The sequence below is a fragment of the Mucilaginibacter sp. RCC_168 genome (assembly GCF_041355315.1).
In the GTDB taxonomy this organism is placed as follows: Bacteria; Bacteroidota; Bacteroidia; order Sphingobacteriales; family Sphingobacteriaceae; genus Mucilaginibacter.
On the sequence record NZ_JBFUPN010000019.1, the window covers coordinates 107,109 to 123,591 of the forward strand.

The 16,483-nt window shown below is 45.1% G+C and carries 12 protein-coding genes; all 12 read left to right on the forward strand.

Translation table 11 applies throughout. The annotated features are described in order from the left end of the window. Positions 1-113: 113 nt before the first annotated feature. Positions 114-593, forward strand: a complete 480-nt coding sequence (locus tag AB6735_RS18830) for a hypothetical protein (RefSeq protein ID WP_370997455.1) — start codon at positions 114-116, stop codon at positions 591-593. A 79-nt stretch (positions 594-672) separates the two neighbouring features. Further along, a complete protein-coding gene (locus AB6735_RS18835) occupies positions 673-1,440 on the forward strand; it encodes a hypothetical protein (protein WP_370997458.1) in 768 nt (255 codons plus the stop codon). 1 nt (position 1,441) lies between these two features. Then, entirely contained in the window at positions 1,442-1,915 is a 474-nt protein-coding gene (locus AB6735_RS18840) for a hypothetical protein (protein ID WP_370997460.1), read from the forward strand. Positions 1,916-1,926: 11 nt separating this feature from the next. After that, positions 1,927-2,121 (forward strand): hypothetical protein, encoded by a 195-nt coding sequence (locus AB6735_RS18845; protein ID WP_370997461.1) that lies wholly within the window; start codon positions 1,927-1,929, stop codon positions 2,119-2,121. Positions 2,122-2,126: 5 nt separating this feature from the next. Next, positions 2,127-6,377, forward strand: coding sequence for a tape measure protein (locus AB6735_RS18850; RefSeq protein WP_370997462.1), 4,251 nt, complete (start codon positions 2,127-2,129; stop codon positions 6,375-6,377). Next, entirely contained in the window at positions 6,374-6,889 is a 516-nt protein-coding gene (locus AB6735_RS18855) for a hypothetical protein (RefSeq protein WP_370997463.1), read from the forward strand. The genes AB6735_RS18850 and AB6735_RS18855 overlap by 4 nt, the downstream gene beginning before the upstream one ends. A 1-nt stretch (position 6,890) precedes the next feature. Next, positions 6,891-9,641 carry an SGNH/GDSL hydrolase family protein gene (locus AB6735_RS18860; RefSeq protein WP_370997464.1) on the forward strand — a complete coding sequence of 917 codons (2,751 nt, stop codon included), beginning with the start codon at positions 6,891-6,893 and terminating at the stop codon, positions 9,639-9,641. Beyond that, entirely contained in the window at positions 9,642-11,792 is a 2,151-nt protein-coding gene (locus AB6735_RS18865; RefSeq protein WP_370997465.1) for a hypothetical protein, read from the forward strand. It abuts the gene before it with no gap. A gap of 10 nt (positions 11,793-11,802) precedes the next feature. Continuing rightward, a complete protein-coding gene (locus tag AB6735_RS18870; RefSeq protein ID WP_370997466.1) occupies positions 11,803-12,123 on the forward strand; it encodes a hypothetical protein in 321 nt (106 codons plus the stop codon). Beyond that, entirely contained in the window at positions 12,120-12,284 is a 165-nt protein-coding gene (locus tag AB6735_RS18875; protein WP_370997468.1) for a hypothetical protein, read from the forward strand. The genes AB6735_RS18870 and AB6735_RS18875 overlap by 4 nt, the downstream gene beginning before the upstream one ends. A 524-nt stretch (positions 12,285-12,808) precedes the next feature. Further along, positions 12,809-14,350: an arylsulfatase gene (locus AB6735_RS18880; RefSeq protein ID WP_370997469.1), complete on the forward strand. Its 1,542-nt coding sequence runs from the start codon at positions 12,809-12,811 to the stop codon at positions 14,348-14,350. A gap of 9 nt (positions 14,351-14,359) precedes the next feature. Beyond that, entirely contained in the window at positions 14,360-16,441 is a 2,082-nt protein-coding gene (locus tag AB6735_RS18885; protein WP_370997470.1) for a sulfatase-like hydrolase/transferase, read from the forward strand. Positions 16,442-16,483 lie beyond the last annotated feature (42 nt).

Sequence of the window (16,483 nt, forward strand, 5' to 3'; positions counted from 1 at the left end):
AGCATTTAAAGCAGCGGGCAAGTCAACACCCGGAAGAGCCGATGATGCGGCCGCTAATACCCCTATTAAATGGACTACAGCACCGCTGCTTTTAACCTTAAAATTTAACAAAAATGACGGATAAAGAAAAAAACGAGGCCAGGGCAAAAGAGATTTTTGAAGCCTATGCCGGAAAAGACACCGTGTACTTTACGAGTGACGGTCTGGCTTTCCTGAATGAAAGCGATGCAAAGAACCACGGGAAATCCCAAAAGGATGCTACGGTTCGTAAGGTTGAACGCGAAGACGTGTATCCCTCCGCTGACGAAACGGATTTTGAAGATGATGAGGACGACGATTTTTTGAGCGATGAAACTAAAGAGGAAATCACGCTTACCAAAATTAAACCGGAGACCCCACTTGCCAAGGCTAAGTCCAAAGCAGAGCCAAAGCCCAAGGCCGAACCAAAAGCTAAAGTAGTTGACGAGCCAGCAGGTCCAGCGGATGATAAAACAGCCGCCCCGGCTGACGAACCAGCTGACGAAGCGGCCGATCCAGAGGGTGATAAATCTGACGAACCAGCTGACGACAAAGGCGATCAAACACAGGCTTAAACACCTAAACATAAATCAACGCCCCGTGCCGGGCAATCCGGCCGGGGTTATTTAAGATACCCCTATTAAAATTACTCTTATGAGCACATTCGCATATCGCTTAAAATCAATGAAAATTGGTGACATCCCCGACGATGGTACCATGGCAACCGTGTTGAACCAGTTGTTTCACACCTACAAAGGAACCGTCTCTTTAATTGGTGACGCCCCCACAAGTTTCGATGTAATGAGTGAAGAGCTGGACGATCCGGAGGCCTCGTTCGCTAAAAAAGGTAAATACGTTTTGAAATTCAGCTTGTTTGTTAAAGACAACGAAACGAAGCTGATATTTCTGGGCGGCCAGATCGTCAACGGATGGTGGGAAGCTCCGAACACCGCGCCAATTATTGAAAAATCAGTACAGCTGATCACCCAAAGTAATTATATCATTCAAATGCCCCGCGTTTCATTTGTCGCCGTTGAAAGCGATGAATTTAAAGAGGACGGTGTTGGTTTGATAGAAGTTACCGGCACGATATTGCCGCCAGCGGGTGCTGGTGTAAAATCAAGGCGTTCCCGTCAGTACCAAAACCCAACTGTAAGCGCTGGCAATGCCCAAAACATTACTGTAGCCAATGCAGCCCTTGCCGGTACTGCTACCGCCTTTGTGGGTACGATTGTTAGTCAGCAGTGGTCTTGCATTAGCAAACCAGTAGCCGCAGCCGATCCGACGATCGCCACGCCAGCGGCTTTAAACACCAACGTTACCGGCCTGGTAAACGGTGTGTACCGTTTTCAATTGGCTGCGAAAGACGAGAACGATTTCGAGTCGAAAGCAACTGTAATGGTTACCGTAGCACTGCCATAACATGAATATCGAAAGCCAAGCGGCCGCAACGCTGCTCGATAAAGGAATAAAGGTGCGGGTAACCGCACCTTTATTGTTTCGCCTGTTCGGCAGGCAGGACATTAACCTGGTTATCAGGGCAGCAACAGGCGGCACGATAAACCGCTGTAATGATCTGTTCTTATCAACAGGCATGACCCGCGAGCAGCTCCCTGATCTTGAAGACATGGAAGCCCACACATTGTATAAACAGTTTACACCAACGCTTTGCAAAATTATAGCTACCGCCTGGCTAAATAGTTTCTTTTTTGGCTGGCTGCTCGCACGCATCGTAGGGCACTGGCTTTACTGGCACATGAGTATGCCGCAAATAGTGACTTCAATGAAGGTGATCCTGATGCTAATGGTAAAAGAGGGTTTTTTGAATACTATCAGATCGGCGGCGACGATGCAGATGACAGCGCCGAATCTGAGCCAGATAAATCAGGGGAGTTAAAATGCTACGGCATGAATAGCCCCTGGGGCCTCTACTACAGCATTATTGAGAAAACCGGCTGGACCTGGCATTACATGCTATGGAAAGTAAGCTGGATAAATATTCAAATGATGCTTGCCGATGCACCAAGATACAAAAGCAAACCAAAGGACGAAGTAACACGGGAAGCCCCGCTGAAAACGCTAAAGGCATTCCTTGACGAATAACCAACATGGACGGATTAGGCCCAATTGATATAGAGATTTTAATAAACAACCCGGCGTTGTTGCGTTCCCTGTTACAGGGCGAGCGTGACACCACGCAGGTTTTTAACCGTATCCAAAAGCAGGCCAAAAGCAATAGCGACCAGCTGGACGCATGGGCTAAAAAAGCGGCTACGGCTGCGGCTTCTTATTTCTCCATTAGTGCCGCTAAAAACTTCGTGGCCGAACTGGTTAACGTACGTGGTGAATTTGAACAGCTTCAAATAGCCTACGAAACCATTTTAAAGAGCAAACAAAAAGGTGATGCCCTGTTTGCCGAAACCGCCAACTTTGCGGCTACCACTCCATTTAATTTTACTGATGTTGCGCAAGGCACAAAGCAGCTGCTTGCGTATGGCTTTCAGGCTAAAGACATCACCAGTACGCTAACTACGCTGGGTAATGTGGCCTCGGGTGTATCCGCGCCGTTGGGCGATATCGTTTATCTGTATGGTACGCTTAAAACACAGGGTCGTGCCTATGCTCAGGATATACGCCAGTTTACAGGTCGCGGGATCCCGATTATTGCCGAATTGGCCAAGCAATTCAAGGTTAGCGAAGATCAGATAAATAAACTGGTTGAGGCTGGCCGTGTTGGCTTCCCAGAGGTTGAAAAAGCATTCAACAGCTTAACCGGCGCGGGCGGTATCTTCTATAACCTGATGGAAAAGCAAAGCCACACCTTAACCGGACAGCTGAGCAACCTACAGGATAAATTTCAAATGATGCTCAATACCATCGGCGAAAGCAATGAGGGTATTTTAGTAGGCGGTATTGAAATGGCTTCTAAACTGATCGAAAACTATCAGCACGTTATTGATATCGTTGAAAGTTTGATCATTACTTACGGAGCTTACCGTGCAGCCTTATTGCTGTCTACCGCCGCCAGTGCTGCCAATGCTGTAGCTATCGGTTTGGAAACGGTGGCTTACCGCATCCTGCGTGATGGACTCGACCTGTTGAACGCAAAACAGATATTGGCCGTGGCATCAACCGCCGCCTATACCGCTGTTATTGCCGCGCTTGTTATCGCCCTTAAATCATGGCACGATGCCAGCGCCCTGCAAAATTCAATATTGGAGGAAAGCGGCAAAATTACTACCGATGCCAACGCGCAGGTTGATCAGCAAAAAAACAAGATCAATGAACTTACCAAGATCATCAACGATCATAACAATACACAGGATCAGCGTTTAGGCGCACTTAAAAAGTTAAACGAGATTTCGCCAGAATACCTGGGTAATATCACGCTCGAGACGGCTAACACCAAAGCCGCATCAAAAGCTATAAAAGATTATCTGGCCGATTTGGATAACAAGTTGGTTGGCGAAGCTGCGTATTCGCAAAAGCTCGAGAACCTTAAAAAGATCAATGAGCTAAAGGTTAAGGGTACTGATGCGCTTTCCAAATTTGAGTACACCGGTCTGAGCTTAAAAAACTCGTTTGGCGGCGGTAGCTGGAAAGCCCTGGTAGACGCCGATCAGAACGACAAGGAGATAGTTGATGCATTAATAGCAAAATACGAAGCCGCTAATAAGGTAATTGATAAGAATTTCGGTGAACAGATCAAAAAAACGCTTACCGGTGATGAGACTGCCAAGTCATTTGCCAGTAAGTTTCAAACCGATCTGAAAGCCGCGCTTTCTGCCGATGGTGTTAAAAAGATACTGGACGATTTTAACATGATATTTAAAGAGGCCGGGAGCGAAACCGACCTCGAAAGTCTGCGTGATGGTATATCCAATAAGCTTAAAGCTCTTGCGCCGAACGACTCGCAAAAGGCTGACCTTAAAAAACGGCTGCTTGAAGTAAAAAAGCTTATAGCAACGTATGATCCGGGTAATGATCAGAAATTGGCTACCACTGCTTTCGATGCCGCCCAGCGTTACGGAGACATTATTCAGAAAATTTACCAGCTTAACGAAAAGTATAATAACAATGCCCTTACTGATGATGAGCAAAAGTTAGCGGCCATACGTGCCGACTTTGCCAAGATAAGCGCGGACATTGATAAGTATAACGCCAATCCGAAAAACACCCGGAAGATCAATAAAGGTGCTTTACAGGCCAATGAGCAGTCGTTCACCGATAACCAGGCTGAGAATAACGAAACCAAAGCTATTGCCGATGGCCTTGACAAACAAAAGGCGCTATACCAGGAATACTACGATTACCGTGATAAGCTGGGTGAGGATGCTGCCAATAAACAGTATGCCGAATTACTGGCCGGTGGTAAGGATTTTGAAAGCTATTTAAAGCTCATTCAAAACACGTTCTTATCATCCGATCTGACCCCGCAGGCCTATGAGGATCGTAAGAACTTGTTTGAGAAATACAGCCTCGAGGTAACAAAGGACAATGCAAGCAAAAACCTCGACCTGTTATCGAATACCCTGGATTATTACGGGCAACTTGCGGTAGCCGATGATAAATACCAGCGTGACCGTGCGGCATTGGTAAAAAAAGGTGATTTCAGTGCGGTTGATGAATTGGATTGGCTGCACAGAACTGAGCTTGAACAACTGGAAGATGCGCAGGCTGATAAAATAGCGGTCTTACAGCATTATAATTCCAATGTGTTACTGTTGACGAGACAGCAAGCTCTTGCGCAAATTCAGGCATTAAAAGATATAAAGGGTAGTTCGAATCTCACCCCAGATCAAACTGCGGGCATTGATGCGGCGGTTGTCAAATTGCAAAAAGGGTTAAATAGCATTGGCGGCTTAGGTAAAAAATATAGCGATGATTTAAAAACTCAAAAAGCCCAATTACTTGAACAGTTAAAGGTACTCACACCTTATACTGAAAAATGGACTCAGCTAACTAAAGAATTGGCTGATATAAACGAAAAGCTTAAAACACAAACTGGCTTAGTTAAAACACTAAACGACATAGCAAGCTATGCGGGTGATGCGAGTACGGCTTTTGATACTATCGCAAGCAGCTTACAGGATATTAATCCCGGCTTAGCTGATACTTTAAGTACGTTAGGCCAAATATCCAAAACGGCATCAGATGTCGCCGGTTTGGGTTCTGCCATTACCACCGGTGATGTACCCGGCATTATAAAAGGCATAGGCAACGTAGTCTCCGGGGTGGTTGGTTTGTTTACTGGTGGTAAAAAGAGCCGTATAGCGGCTGAGAAAGAGCTGAAAGCCTATCAGGACAGTTTGATCATTGGTGAAACAACCTACAATCAATTACTGCGTGATCGTGCCCGTACACAGGCTGATATTTCCAACGCTACCGCAAAGGAGCTGGAAGATCGTAAGGCGCTGCTTGCTGTTCAACAACAACAGGCGCAGCTTGATTATGACCGGCTAATGTCGCAGATAATAAGCAGCGGCCAGCAGATCACCGGCGAACACTCCGAAAAGTACGGAGGCTTTTTAGGTGTCGGCAGGAAAACTAAGGTCGTACAGGATTTGTCGAGCCTCGGCGGGTTTAATTATGACCAGCTTGAAGAGCTTTACACCGAAAACAAGTTAACCGACCAAACTAAAGCATGGTTTGAGCAGCTGCAAAAGGTGCATGATGAAATGGGTGATATCACCACGACTACCCAGCAGATCAATGATCAGATTGACCAGATATTCACCGGCACTACTGCGGATAACCTGTCAAAAGCCATTTTAGACGGCCTAAAATCAGGCAAACGCGGGATCAGTGATTTTGCGGATGATTTTGGAACTGCGGTAAGCGATGCCCTAAATAGCACGTTTGAGGATACCTACCTGAAAGACAAGGCAGCTGATTTTTACAAACAGTTTGCCCAGCTGAGTGAGAGCGGCGGCGGTTTGGACTCTTCGGAGATCACCAAACTTAAAGAGTTATACGGCCAATTGGTTAACGGTGCCTCATCTGCTTACGATGATATTCAAAAGATCATCGGCGATAGCGGCGCACTTACACCAAATCAATCATCATTAAGCAAGGCGATCGAGGGTATCACAGCAGATCAGGCCGGAGTGTTGGAGGGAACAACTCGCGGGATCCAGTTAGGCGTAATTCAGCTGGTTCAACTATCCCAAACAAACAGTAAATCCATCGGCGATATGAATGCGCAGATTAAGCAGCAAACGCTTTACTCTATGCAGATAGCCGCTAATACGAAGCGTATGGCCGACACCGGCGACAGCATGGATAAGACGCTTAAATCCATCGACACCAAAATGAATAACCCGGCTAACGCCCTTAACGCTATAGGGAGGAATATATGAGCGCATTAGGAATGTACGCCAGCGATGGCAACGACTGGTACGGAACATACGGGGTTATTGTGGGTAAAAACGGCAGTGATGACTTTTTAAAGTTTTGGGATAGAAAACCCCCTATGCAGCATGATTGGGCTGATCAGAACGGAGTAGACACCGATACGCAGAACGTGTTTTTTAAGGCAAAGGATATATCTATACCTATTGCCATTATAGGGAATGATGAGGCTGATTTTTGGGCTAAGCATAAAGCCTTTTTCAATCACCTATCGCAACCTGGCACACGCCGCATTTACGTGAACGAGCTGAGCCGATCATTTTACTGCTATTACGATAGCTGTACAGATTTTAGTCGCTTAACACGCATAAAAACAGACGAGGGCAACCGGGTGGCCTGTAAATACACCTTGAAATTTATTGAACCCGCGCCGAGCTTTTTTACGCAGTTCGCTTTCCTGACCGATAAGGACGGGAATTATTTAGTAACACAAACAGGTAACAAATTAATAGTATCATAAAATGGCAACAAGCGAAGACAAACCAATAACCGGCCAGCCGGTAGCATCGCATATAAACGCGGCCAGTAAAACTTTAGGGATTGACGAAAACGACAACGTTGTTTTGTTCCCTCTCTCATTATTGACTTATAATAGGATTGGGGCCTTTAAAACCACTGATCCTGCGCCAGCTCCAGCATTGCTCAATCAACACTATGACTTGATAGGAACTGGTGCGAATGGGGCAAACCCCAGCGGCACATACACAAATTTGTTGAAAGCAGCAGGCACGCCTATTGTTATCCCGGCCCCCGCGGCAGGGAATGGTATTTTTGATGCTATTGCTGTTTTTGATGGTACATTCTATCAACCATTTTATCAAGAAAAGCCATTGCCTGCGGCCGTTAATAAAATACCTTCATGGGTAGCTCAGGTGTATTCTGTTGCCGACCAGGTTAATTACCTGGGTAAGGATTGGACTGCCAATGCCGCTACTTTATCAACTGATATCCCCGGTACTTCATCTAAATGGACATTGCGTTTGTCAGGGTATGATACGGATATCAGCACTGTTTCGGCAGTGGCCAATAAATCAACCATATCCGATTATGCAACACCACCTGTTTTTTCTCAACAGATTGTAAACGATGTAACACAAATCACAACCAACCAAAACTTTACGGGTGCGCTTGCAATCGCGCCTACTAATGTTAGGGTATCAACAACGGGCTATGTTTATCGGTTCCGGGTTAAACTAACCAATGCAGAAATAGGACGGAAAGTAAAATTTTATCTGCTGAGAGAAGTTACCACCAATAATTTTTTAGTGGTATATGACAGTGGCCAAATTACCGCTGAAGCAGCCGGTATAAATACATATAATCCACCATTAGGGTCAGTAAAAGCCCTTGCAAACGATGTGGTTTGTTGCCTTGTGCAATTTGTAAGTTCGGCTAATGGTATGGCTTGGTTTTCAGGCAGTGGAAATTTAGCTACAACCGTATATTTTTCTACGGCCTTAGTTCAAGGCTCAACTTATGCCATTACGGGCAATCAATCAAATGCCGCAAAGTTTGCCGTTGATATGACCATTTACACAGGTGACTTATTGGTATCAAGGCATTGGAGCAATAAGCCGAATGGTTATCTAATGTTGGAGGGTGATCCGCAAATACCTCAAAGCGCTCGCATACCACAAAAGCTATTACCCTCTCAAATATCCGCTACATCATCAGTTGCTGTAGAATCTACAAAATACTTAGCCGATCAAAGCTCAAACGCTATTGTAAAAACATTTGGATCGGTAGATAATTATAATTTCAAGCCTGCATATACTTCTGGTCGACAATATAATGTGGGTTTGGCTAATAAAATCATCATTGGCAGATTAACCGCTACACCGGGTTTTCTTAATTCAGGCATATTAACCGAATTGCGCATCGGACCAAACGCTACTGTGGTCAGCACCGGTAAGCTTCAGGCGTGGATTGTTAATATTAATACTACTACAAACATGTTTGATTTAGTTGCAAAGGTTGGTGAGATTACCGCCAATGTGGCTGAAATATGGCAGGTATTTCGCGGGCTATCAATTTTTGTTAACGCAGGCGATTTAATTGCTTTTCGAGGTATAGATATAGCCCCCTCATTTCATGGCGGTGACTCAGGAACTACGCCATACAGCTACGTAAATATTACGTCTACAGACCTTACATTATCTGCCTTTGACAACTCAATCGCAGTTCCTGCCTGGACAAATGGGGCTATATGGAAAATTGAGGCTGATATCTATAATATACCATTGGGTGCTAAGGGTATAGTTGGAGGCAATGTTGCTATTGACGCTAATGGAAATATACCGGCTAACATAGGCCGTAAGGCAGAAATGTATTGGCAACAGCAGAAAATAATATGGGTGGGTACTTCTATACCGGCCGGTAACAGTTCATCCGGTGGCGGGGCTGGATCAGGTGTTTCTTATCCTGTATTGGTTGGGCAGGGATTGGATGCGCAAATGGATAATCAAGCTGTAGGTAGTAGCAATATAGTTTGGAATGGAACGAGTAATTTATCACTTTCTGCAACGGCTGCTGAACTAACTGCTGCCTTTGGTGCCGCATACGCTCAGTACAGTTATGAGAATAAAATCATCGGTAAAGGTAATCAGTTGTTAGTTCTTGACCACGGACACAATGACCGCGCTACCCTCGGCAACCTGGGTACACTGCCATTTACTTCAAGGCCCGGTACCATCACTTCTACCACATCCTCGGCGACTGTCACAGGTGTGGGCACAAATTTTACCACGCAATTAAAGGTGGGTGATAAGTTGTATAACCAATATTTTCAATACATCGGTAAGATTTTAAGTATTGAATCAGCAACCTCATTGACTTTAGCAGCAAATGCGTTAGTGGCTGTTACAGGCACCGCTTATAACGCCACAAGTATGGATAGAGCTACATTTTACGGTGCGTTCAATTATATCATTGATAAAGCCAGGGCGGATAATAACTTAATTTCCATTGTGTTTGTTACGCCTCCTTGTTTATATAGCGCGAGCGGAACAGATGTGTCTGGGTTTACCGCCTTAAGAACAGCATTATTTGCATTGGCAAATGCTTATGGTGTACCTATTTGCGACTTGATGAAGTTAGCAGATTACAACCCTGCTAACATTTCATTAAGAACCGTGGATGGTACGCATCCAACCCCGGCAGAGCGTGTAAGGCTCGCTAATATTTTGTACAATTTTATAAAAGGAGTTGTGTAAATGCAATACCAAATTAAAAGAGGTACGGATGTTATTGCTACGGTAACGCCAACTGGCAAACTAAGCAAAAAGGTCATGGGCGAGGATATCGCACCCATGACCTTTAGCTTGCCATATAATATCGACTTTTTACAAGGTGATTATTGCATGGCGTTTGGCTATAAATACAAGCTCAAAAGCCTGAGTGACCTTAAAAAAAGCTCATCTATTGAATTCGATTATACATTGAACCTGAAAGGGCCAATGTACGATTTACAGGAGGTGCTTTATAAGTTTCCGGATGCCAATAATGAGTACACCCTGACCGGGCAAAGCCTGATGGGGGACATTAACACCTTTATTGATCTGCTGATCACCAACGCTAACGCCGAACAAAGCGGCTGGGTAAAAGGCGTTATTGACGAGGCTGATTTTCAGAACCTCACTTTTAACCCGGATGATAACTGTTTGTCGGTATTGGCTACCATAGCGGATGCTTTTAAAACGGAGTGGTGGGTTGATGGACAAACCATCCACATGACCAAAAAGGGAGTTGTAGAAGATATTAATTTAAAGGTTGGTCAATCAAACGGCCTTTATTCCTTAAATCGTACCACGTCTACAGAAAAGAGCCTGGTAACGCGGTTGTTTTGCTACGGCTCAGAAAGGAATATACCAGCTAACTACAAAGGGTTCTCCAATCGCTTAAAACTGCCAGGCACCACGCCATATCTGGAAAGTAACGTCTATGTTAATAATGATCCTTTACAAGGAAAAAAATATGGCGTTATAGAGGGGACACAGGTTTTTGAGGATATATACCCTCGCCGTTTAGGATTGGTTACTGAGGTTGCTGATAAGATCACTTTTACAGACAGTGAGATCGATTTTAATGTTAATACTCAATTGCTGGGCGTATCGGCAAAAGTTCAGTTTCAAACCGGAAACCTCGCCGGTTACACTTTTGACATCAATGGTTTTAATAACACTACCAAGCAGTTTACCTTAAAGTATAATCAGGATGACAAGGATTTCGTATTGCCGTCTGATGATATAAAACCGGCTGTAGGCGATCAGTATATTTTGCTTGATATTGCCATGCCTGATACCTATATCACGGCCGCTGAAAATGAGGTTTTAGCGCGAGGGCTGGAATATTTAAGCCAATACAGCAACCCTGTGCTGCAATATTCTGTAGAATGCGATCAGATAGACTTTGAGCGTAAAAACATAACACCCTCGCTTGGTAATTTCGTCACCATTCAAGACGATGATTTTAAACTTAATCAGCCGATACGTATAACGGCACTTACCCGTGATTTTCAGTTTCCGTATCAATATACATTGGAGCTTGCAGATACCGTTACGATCAACCCTATCCAGCGCGACAGGCTTGCAGATGAAAGTATGAAAAAGAATGTGGAGCGTATTGGTAAAACATCAAACCGAGCCTATAATGACGCTTTGCAAGCCAAATCGACTGCTGAGGGTGTTAAGCAGATTACGGACTTTTGGGGAGTAACCCTTGACTCAGAGCATGGCATAGTAGCATCAGGAACATTACTGGTTGGCTCAGGCCCGGTTAACAATGCCGGTATTACAGGTGTAATTGATGCCGGTGTAAACTCGGTGAGGTTTTGGGCAGGCGCACCTTATGAGGACAAAGCAGATGCGCCTTTCCGGGTTTTAGATAACGGCCATGTTGTAATGACTCAGGCTGATATAAGTGGTATAATAACTGCTACCAGTGGTAAGATTGGCAATTTTACCATAGACGGTATGGGGTTGTCTAATGTCGACGGCTCAGAGGCTTATATTAAGCAGGTAACTACGTTTGGTGATGGGCATACTGCGCAGTTTTATGTAGGATTGCAATTAAGCGATGCGGGCGATGGATATGCGCTCGCCAAGTTTCTGAATGATAAGGTTGGCGATGTCAGCAACCGCGCACTTGTAGTAAGGGCCTCGGGTGCCACGGTTAATAACCATGCAATAGAGGCTACAGGCGACATTGTGCAGGTATCGGGCAAGTTTGTGACTAACGGCAGGACTGGCGAGGGCACAACGAGCACACCCATTGTATTTGTTTATAAAGGCTCTGACGGCGATAATTACTATTTCAAGGTTTGTAACGGAATTATTTACGAACACGGCACGGGCACTGGCTCATAATTAAATTCATATGATTTTATCCATAAAAGATAGGGTGCTACTACCTGGAATATTCAAAGCAAATCAGGATAGCATGACCGAGGCTTCGGTGCAACGCGGTATCCGTCAATTGGTGGCCATTAGTGAGGCTGAGGCAAAGGAGATGGAGCTACAACAAACCCCCGATGGGCGCGTGATCTGGAACGCATTAAAAGCTGATGATAAAGAGATGTCGTTCGACGGCACTCAGCTTCATTACCTGCGTGAAAGTGTCTACAATCTCAGCAAATCGCGTGGAGTGACACAAGACTTATTGCCGTTGTGTGAGAAGATACAGGGAGTTGCATTATGAAAGTAGCTGGTGTCATCATTATAGCCTTGTGCCTGATAGGTTGCAAGGCATCCTCATATAAGCGATATGAGCGTAAGGCGTTGGATAGCGTCAAGCATTTAAATGCACAAGGAAGAGTAACTGATAGCCTGTACACAAAAGGTTATAAAGAAATTAAATAACGTTTAATGGTTATTTAAACAACACACAAAGCCGCTTTGATACACGATTAAAGCGGCTTTGTATGTTGAAATATTAAGGACTAACTATATATAAAATTTGCAAAACGATCATTTTTGGTTTTGCGAAAATGTATTTTTGGTTTTTTCGATTATAAAAGGAGAACCGGGCCGTTTGCATAAGGGATAAAAGGCTCCAAAAATCAACCGTTTGGTAAGTAGTTATTTGATATTCAGCTATTTAATACTTTTTAAAGCTTTCAAAACAACCCCAAAATTTGTTAAAAAGTGTTAAAATGGCGTTAAAGTTTAGTTAAAACGGGAATAATCGAGCCTTTTTATGCTGTTTTTGACTAAAAAAGTGTTAAAATTTAAGGTTTAAAAAGTTTTATTCCTAACTCTGCCGGATGTCCGGGTTCCAAACCAATGCAAACGTTTGTGTTATTTTAAGCTTTAAGGTGCCCGGGTTTTATAATTATCTTGTTGGACTAAAAACATCACCTATACACCTATTGAATTACGTCAGTATGATGAAAAACAGGACCCTACTGAAAACTATAAACACTATTTTACTATTGTTGAGCGTGGCCTCCGCGGGCTATGCACAGCAAAGACCTAACGTGATATACATCTACGCCGATGACTTGGGCTACGGCGATCTGAGTTGCTACGGCGCTACCAAATTGCATACACCCAATCTGGATAAACTGGCCAAAGGCGGTATCCGTTTTACCAATGCGCATGCTACTTCGGCTACCTGTACGCCATCGCGGTTCGCGCTTATGACCGGGAAATACCCCTGGCGCAAAACCGGCACGGGTATATTGCCGGGTAATGCCGCGCTTATTATCCCAACCAATAAAACTACTCTGCCCCAGGTATTTAAACGGGCGGGCTACGCTACAGCTATTGTGGGTAAATGGCATTTGGGCCTGGGTGATAGCGTCAACAAAAACTGGAACGGCGAAATAAAACCGGGCCCTAATGAGGTTGGCTTTGATTATTCGTTCATTTTTCCGGCTACGGCCGATAGAGTGCCTACCGTTTTCCTGGAAAATCACCGGGTAGTAGCCAGTGATGCCAATGACCCCATAGTGGTTGATTACAGTAAGAAAATAGGTAATGATCCCACGGGAAAAGAGCATCCGGAGCTGCTGAAACTCAAATCATCGCCAGGGCAGGGACATGATAATACCATTGTGAACGGTATTGGCCGTATTGGTTATATGAGCGGCGGTTACCAGGCCCGCTGGGTTGATGAGGAGGTGTCATCTACCTTCTTATTCAAGGTGGAGCAATTTATAAGTGATCATCGCCAGAAGCCTTTCTTTTTATACTATGCTTTGACCGAGCCCCATGTACCGCGTATGCCGGCTACCCGGTTTAAAGGTACCAGCGGACTGGGCTATCGTGGGGATGATATCCTGCAGCTCGACTGGACGATCGGACAATTGATGAAAACATTGGAGCTGAACGGTATGGCCAAAAATACGCTCATTATATTTTCGAGCGATAATGGTCCCGTGCTTGATGATGGTTACCAGGATGGTGCCGTTACGCTATTGAGCGGGCATACACCATGGGGCCCGATGCGGGGCGGTAAATACAGCGCGCTGGAGGCCGGTACCCGTGTCCCTTTTATTGTGAACTGGCCGGCACAGGTAAAACCGGGTGTTTCTGACGCATTATTTAGTCAAATGGATATTTTGGCATCAATGGCTCATTTGCTGAATCAAAAGATTCCCAACGGGGATGCTGAAGATAGTCAGGACCTCCTGGACGCACTTTTAGGTAAAAGTAAACAGGGACGATCAACCTTGATAGAACAGGGCAGCGCCGATCCCACGGCTATCATCAAAGGCGACTGGAAGTATATTCAACCTCATTCCGGTGTGGTCTACATGAAAGATGTAGGTATAGAATCAGGCAACTCGCCATCGCCGCAGCTGTATAACCTGAGGGATGATATCGGCGAAAAAAAGAACCTGGCCGATACCTATCCGGATAAAGTAAAAGAGCTCGATCAGCTATTAAAGAATGAGGTAAGCAAAAACACGGAGAAAAAGTAAGCAGGAATTATGATCGCAAAATATTGGTTAAGGGTATCGGTTGTTTTTTTAGCTATCGGTTTTAATACGCTGACTGTAAAGGCACAGCAAAAGCCAAACATCATTTTTATACTGACCGATGACCTGGGCTATGGCGACATCGGCGTGTTTTTTCAAAATCAGCGGAAAGGATCCGGCGACCATAGCAAACCCTATGAATTGACACCCAACCTGGATAAAATGGCACTGAGCGGAGCACGTTTTACCCAGCAATATGCCAATGCACCGGTTTGCGCGCCATCAAGGGCTTCGCTCCTCACCGGGCTTAACCAGGGTAATGCCTCGGTGAGGGATAACCAGTTTGATAAAATGCTGGAGAATAATTACACCGTAGCTTCTATGCTAAAAACAGCGGGCTACAGCACCACCGCCATTGGTAAATGGGGGTTGCAGGGTGTTAAAGAGGAAGGCCCCAACTGGCCCGGCCATCCTTTGAAACGTGGTTTTGATAATTATTATGGCTATATGCGGCATGCTGATGGTCATGAGCATTATCCGTTTGAGGGTTTATATCGTGGCAAAAAACAGGTATGGGATAATTACAAGGAAGTATCAGCCGGTCTAAGCAAATGCTATACCGCCGACTTATGGACCGCGGCCGCCAAAAAATGGATCGTCGACCACAAAAATGGAAAAGATGCAGCTAAACCATTTTTTATGTACCTGGCTTATGATACGCCTCATGCGGTTATCGAATTGCCTACGCAGGCTTATCCCGCTGGCAAAGGGTTAAAAGGCGGCTTGCAATGGTTAGGCGATGCGGGGCACATGATCAATACGGCTTCAGGAGCGATTGACTCTTATATGTACCCCGAATATGCCAACGCTACTTACGACGATGATCATAACCCAACCACGCCCGAAGTGCTCTGGCCCGATACTTATAAAAGATATGCCACAGCAGTGCGCAGGATAGATGACGCGGTAGGCGATATCAGGCAATTACTCACTGATCTGAACATGGCCGATAATACGCTGGTGATCTTTACCTCTGATAATGGTCCATCTATTGAATCCTATTTACCGGCCGCTTTTGTGCCTAATCATCCTACATTTTTTGGGAGTTATGGTCCGTTTGATGGTATCAAAAGGGATTGCTGGGAAGGCGGACTAAGAATGCCAACGATAGCTGCATGGCCAAGCCGTATTAAGGCCGGGAAAGTGGTCAATACACCCTCCATGCTGTCGGACTGGATGCCCACCTTTGCCGATGTTGCGCACATTCCGGCTCCGGCACGTACAGATGGTGTTTCTTTGCTACCCTCCTTAACCGGCATAGGCAAGCAAAAACAAGGTTTGGTATATGTGGAGTATTTTGAAGGCGGTAAAACACCCGATTTCAAAGAATTTGAAGCCAGCAAACGCGGAAGAAAGCGCGACCAGATGCAAGCCATCCGCCTAGGTGACCTGGTGGGTGTGCGCTATGCTATTAAAACCGCGGATGACGACTTTGAAATTTACAATGCCATAAGTGATCTTAAAGAAATAACCAACCTGGCCACCAGGCCTGGCTACGCGAAAATTCAGGAAGCAATGAAAGCAAAGATATTGCAGTTGCGGCACCCGGATGCAGAAGCTCCACGTCCCTATGATAACGAGCCTATACCGGCAGATAAAGTTGCAGCCAAACTATTACCGGGCCTTTCTTGGAAGTATTATGCCGGAAAATTCCCCTGGGTAGCTAAAATGGATGGGCTTGTGTCGACTATCAAAGGAACAAGCCAAATGGTAAACGGTACAGAAGCAGGCAGTAAACAAGGCATGGTATGTTACCAGGGCTTTATAAAAATCCCTGTGGATGGTCATTATACCTTCTCATTACAGGCATCCGGAAAAGCCTATCTGCGTTTGCATGAGGCCACTTTGATCGATGCCGATTTTGGATATCAACAGGGTACGGTGCTTACCCAGGAAGTCAATTTAAAAGCCGGCGCTCATGCCATAACCCTGTACTATCTGTTGCCAGAAGGCGGTACACCACAGGTAACGCTTAAATGTATAGGGCAAGATGGGATAGATATTGGCGGGAAGGACAAAGTGTTCGGTCGTTGAGTCTTGAGTTTAAAGTTATAAGTCATAAAAATTAATTTGAGA

What these genes read in the sequence shown, in the direction of transcription:
- AB6735_RS18830 (WP_370997455.1), top strand. Translation starts at nt 114, where the DNA reads ATGACGGATAAAGAAAAAAACGAGGCCAGGGCAAAAGAGATTTTTGAA.
- AB6735_RS18835 (WP_370997458.1), top strand. Translation starts at nt 673, where the DNA reads ATGAGCACATTCGCATATCGCTTAAAATCAATGAAAATTGGTGACATC.
- AB6735_RS18840 (WP_370997460.1), top strand. Translation starts at nt 1,442, where the DNA reads ATGAATATCGAAAGCCAAGCGGCCGCAACGCTGCTCGATAAAGGAATA.
- AB6735_RS18845 (WP_370997461.1), top strand. Translation starts at nt 1,927, where the DNA reads ATGAATAGCCCCTGGGGCCTCTACTACAGCATTATTGAGAAAACCGGC.
- AB6735_RS18850 (WP_370997462.1), top strand. Translation starts at nt 2,127, where the DNA reads ATGGACGGATTAGGCCCAATTGATATAGAGATTTTAATAAACAACCCG.
- AB6735_RS18855 (WP_370997463.1), top strand. Translation starts at nt 6,374, where the DNA reads ATGAGCGCATTAGGAATGTACGCCAGCGATGGCAACGACTGGTACGGA.
- AB6735_RS18860 (WP_370997464.1), top strand. Translation starts at nt 6,891, where the DNA reads ATGGCAACAAGCGAAGACAAACCAATAACCGGCCAGCCGGTAGCATCG.
- AB6735_RS18865 (WP_370997465.1), top strand. Translation starts at nt 9,642, where the DNA reads ATGCAATACCAAATTAAAAGAGGTACGGATGTTATTGCTACGGTAACG.
- AB6735_RS18870 (WP_370997466.1), top strand. Translation starts at nt 11,803, where the DNA reads ATGATTTTATCCATAAAAGATAGGGTGCTACTACCTGGAATATTCAAA.
- AB6735_RS18875 (WP_370997468.1), top strand. Translation starts at nt 12,120, where the DNA reads ATGAAAGTAGCTGGTGTCATCATTATAGCCTTGTGCCTGATAGGTTGC.
- AB6735_RS18880 (WP_370997469.1), top strand. Translation starts at nt 12,809, where the DNA reads ATGATGAAAAACAGGACCCTACTGAAAACTATAAACACTATTTTACTA.
- AB6735_RS18885 (WP_370997470.1), top strand. Translation starts at nt 14,360, where the DNA reads ATGATCGCAAAATATTGGTTAAGGGTATCGGTTGTTTTTTTAGCTATC.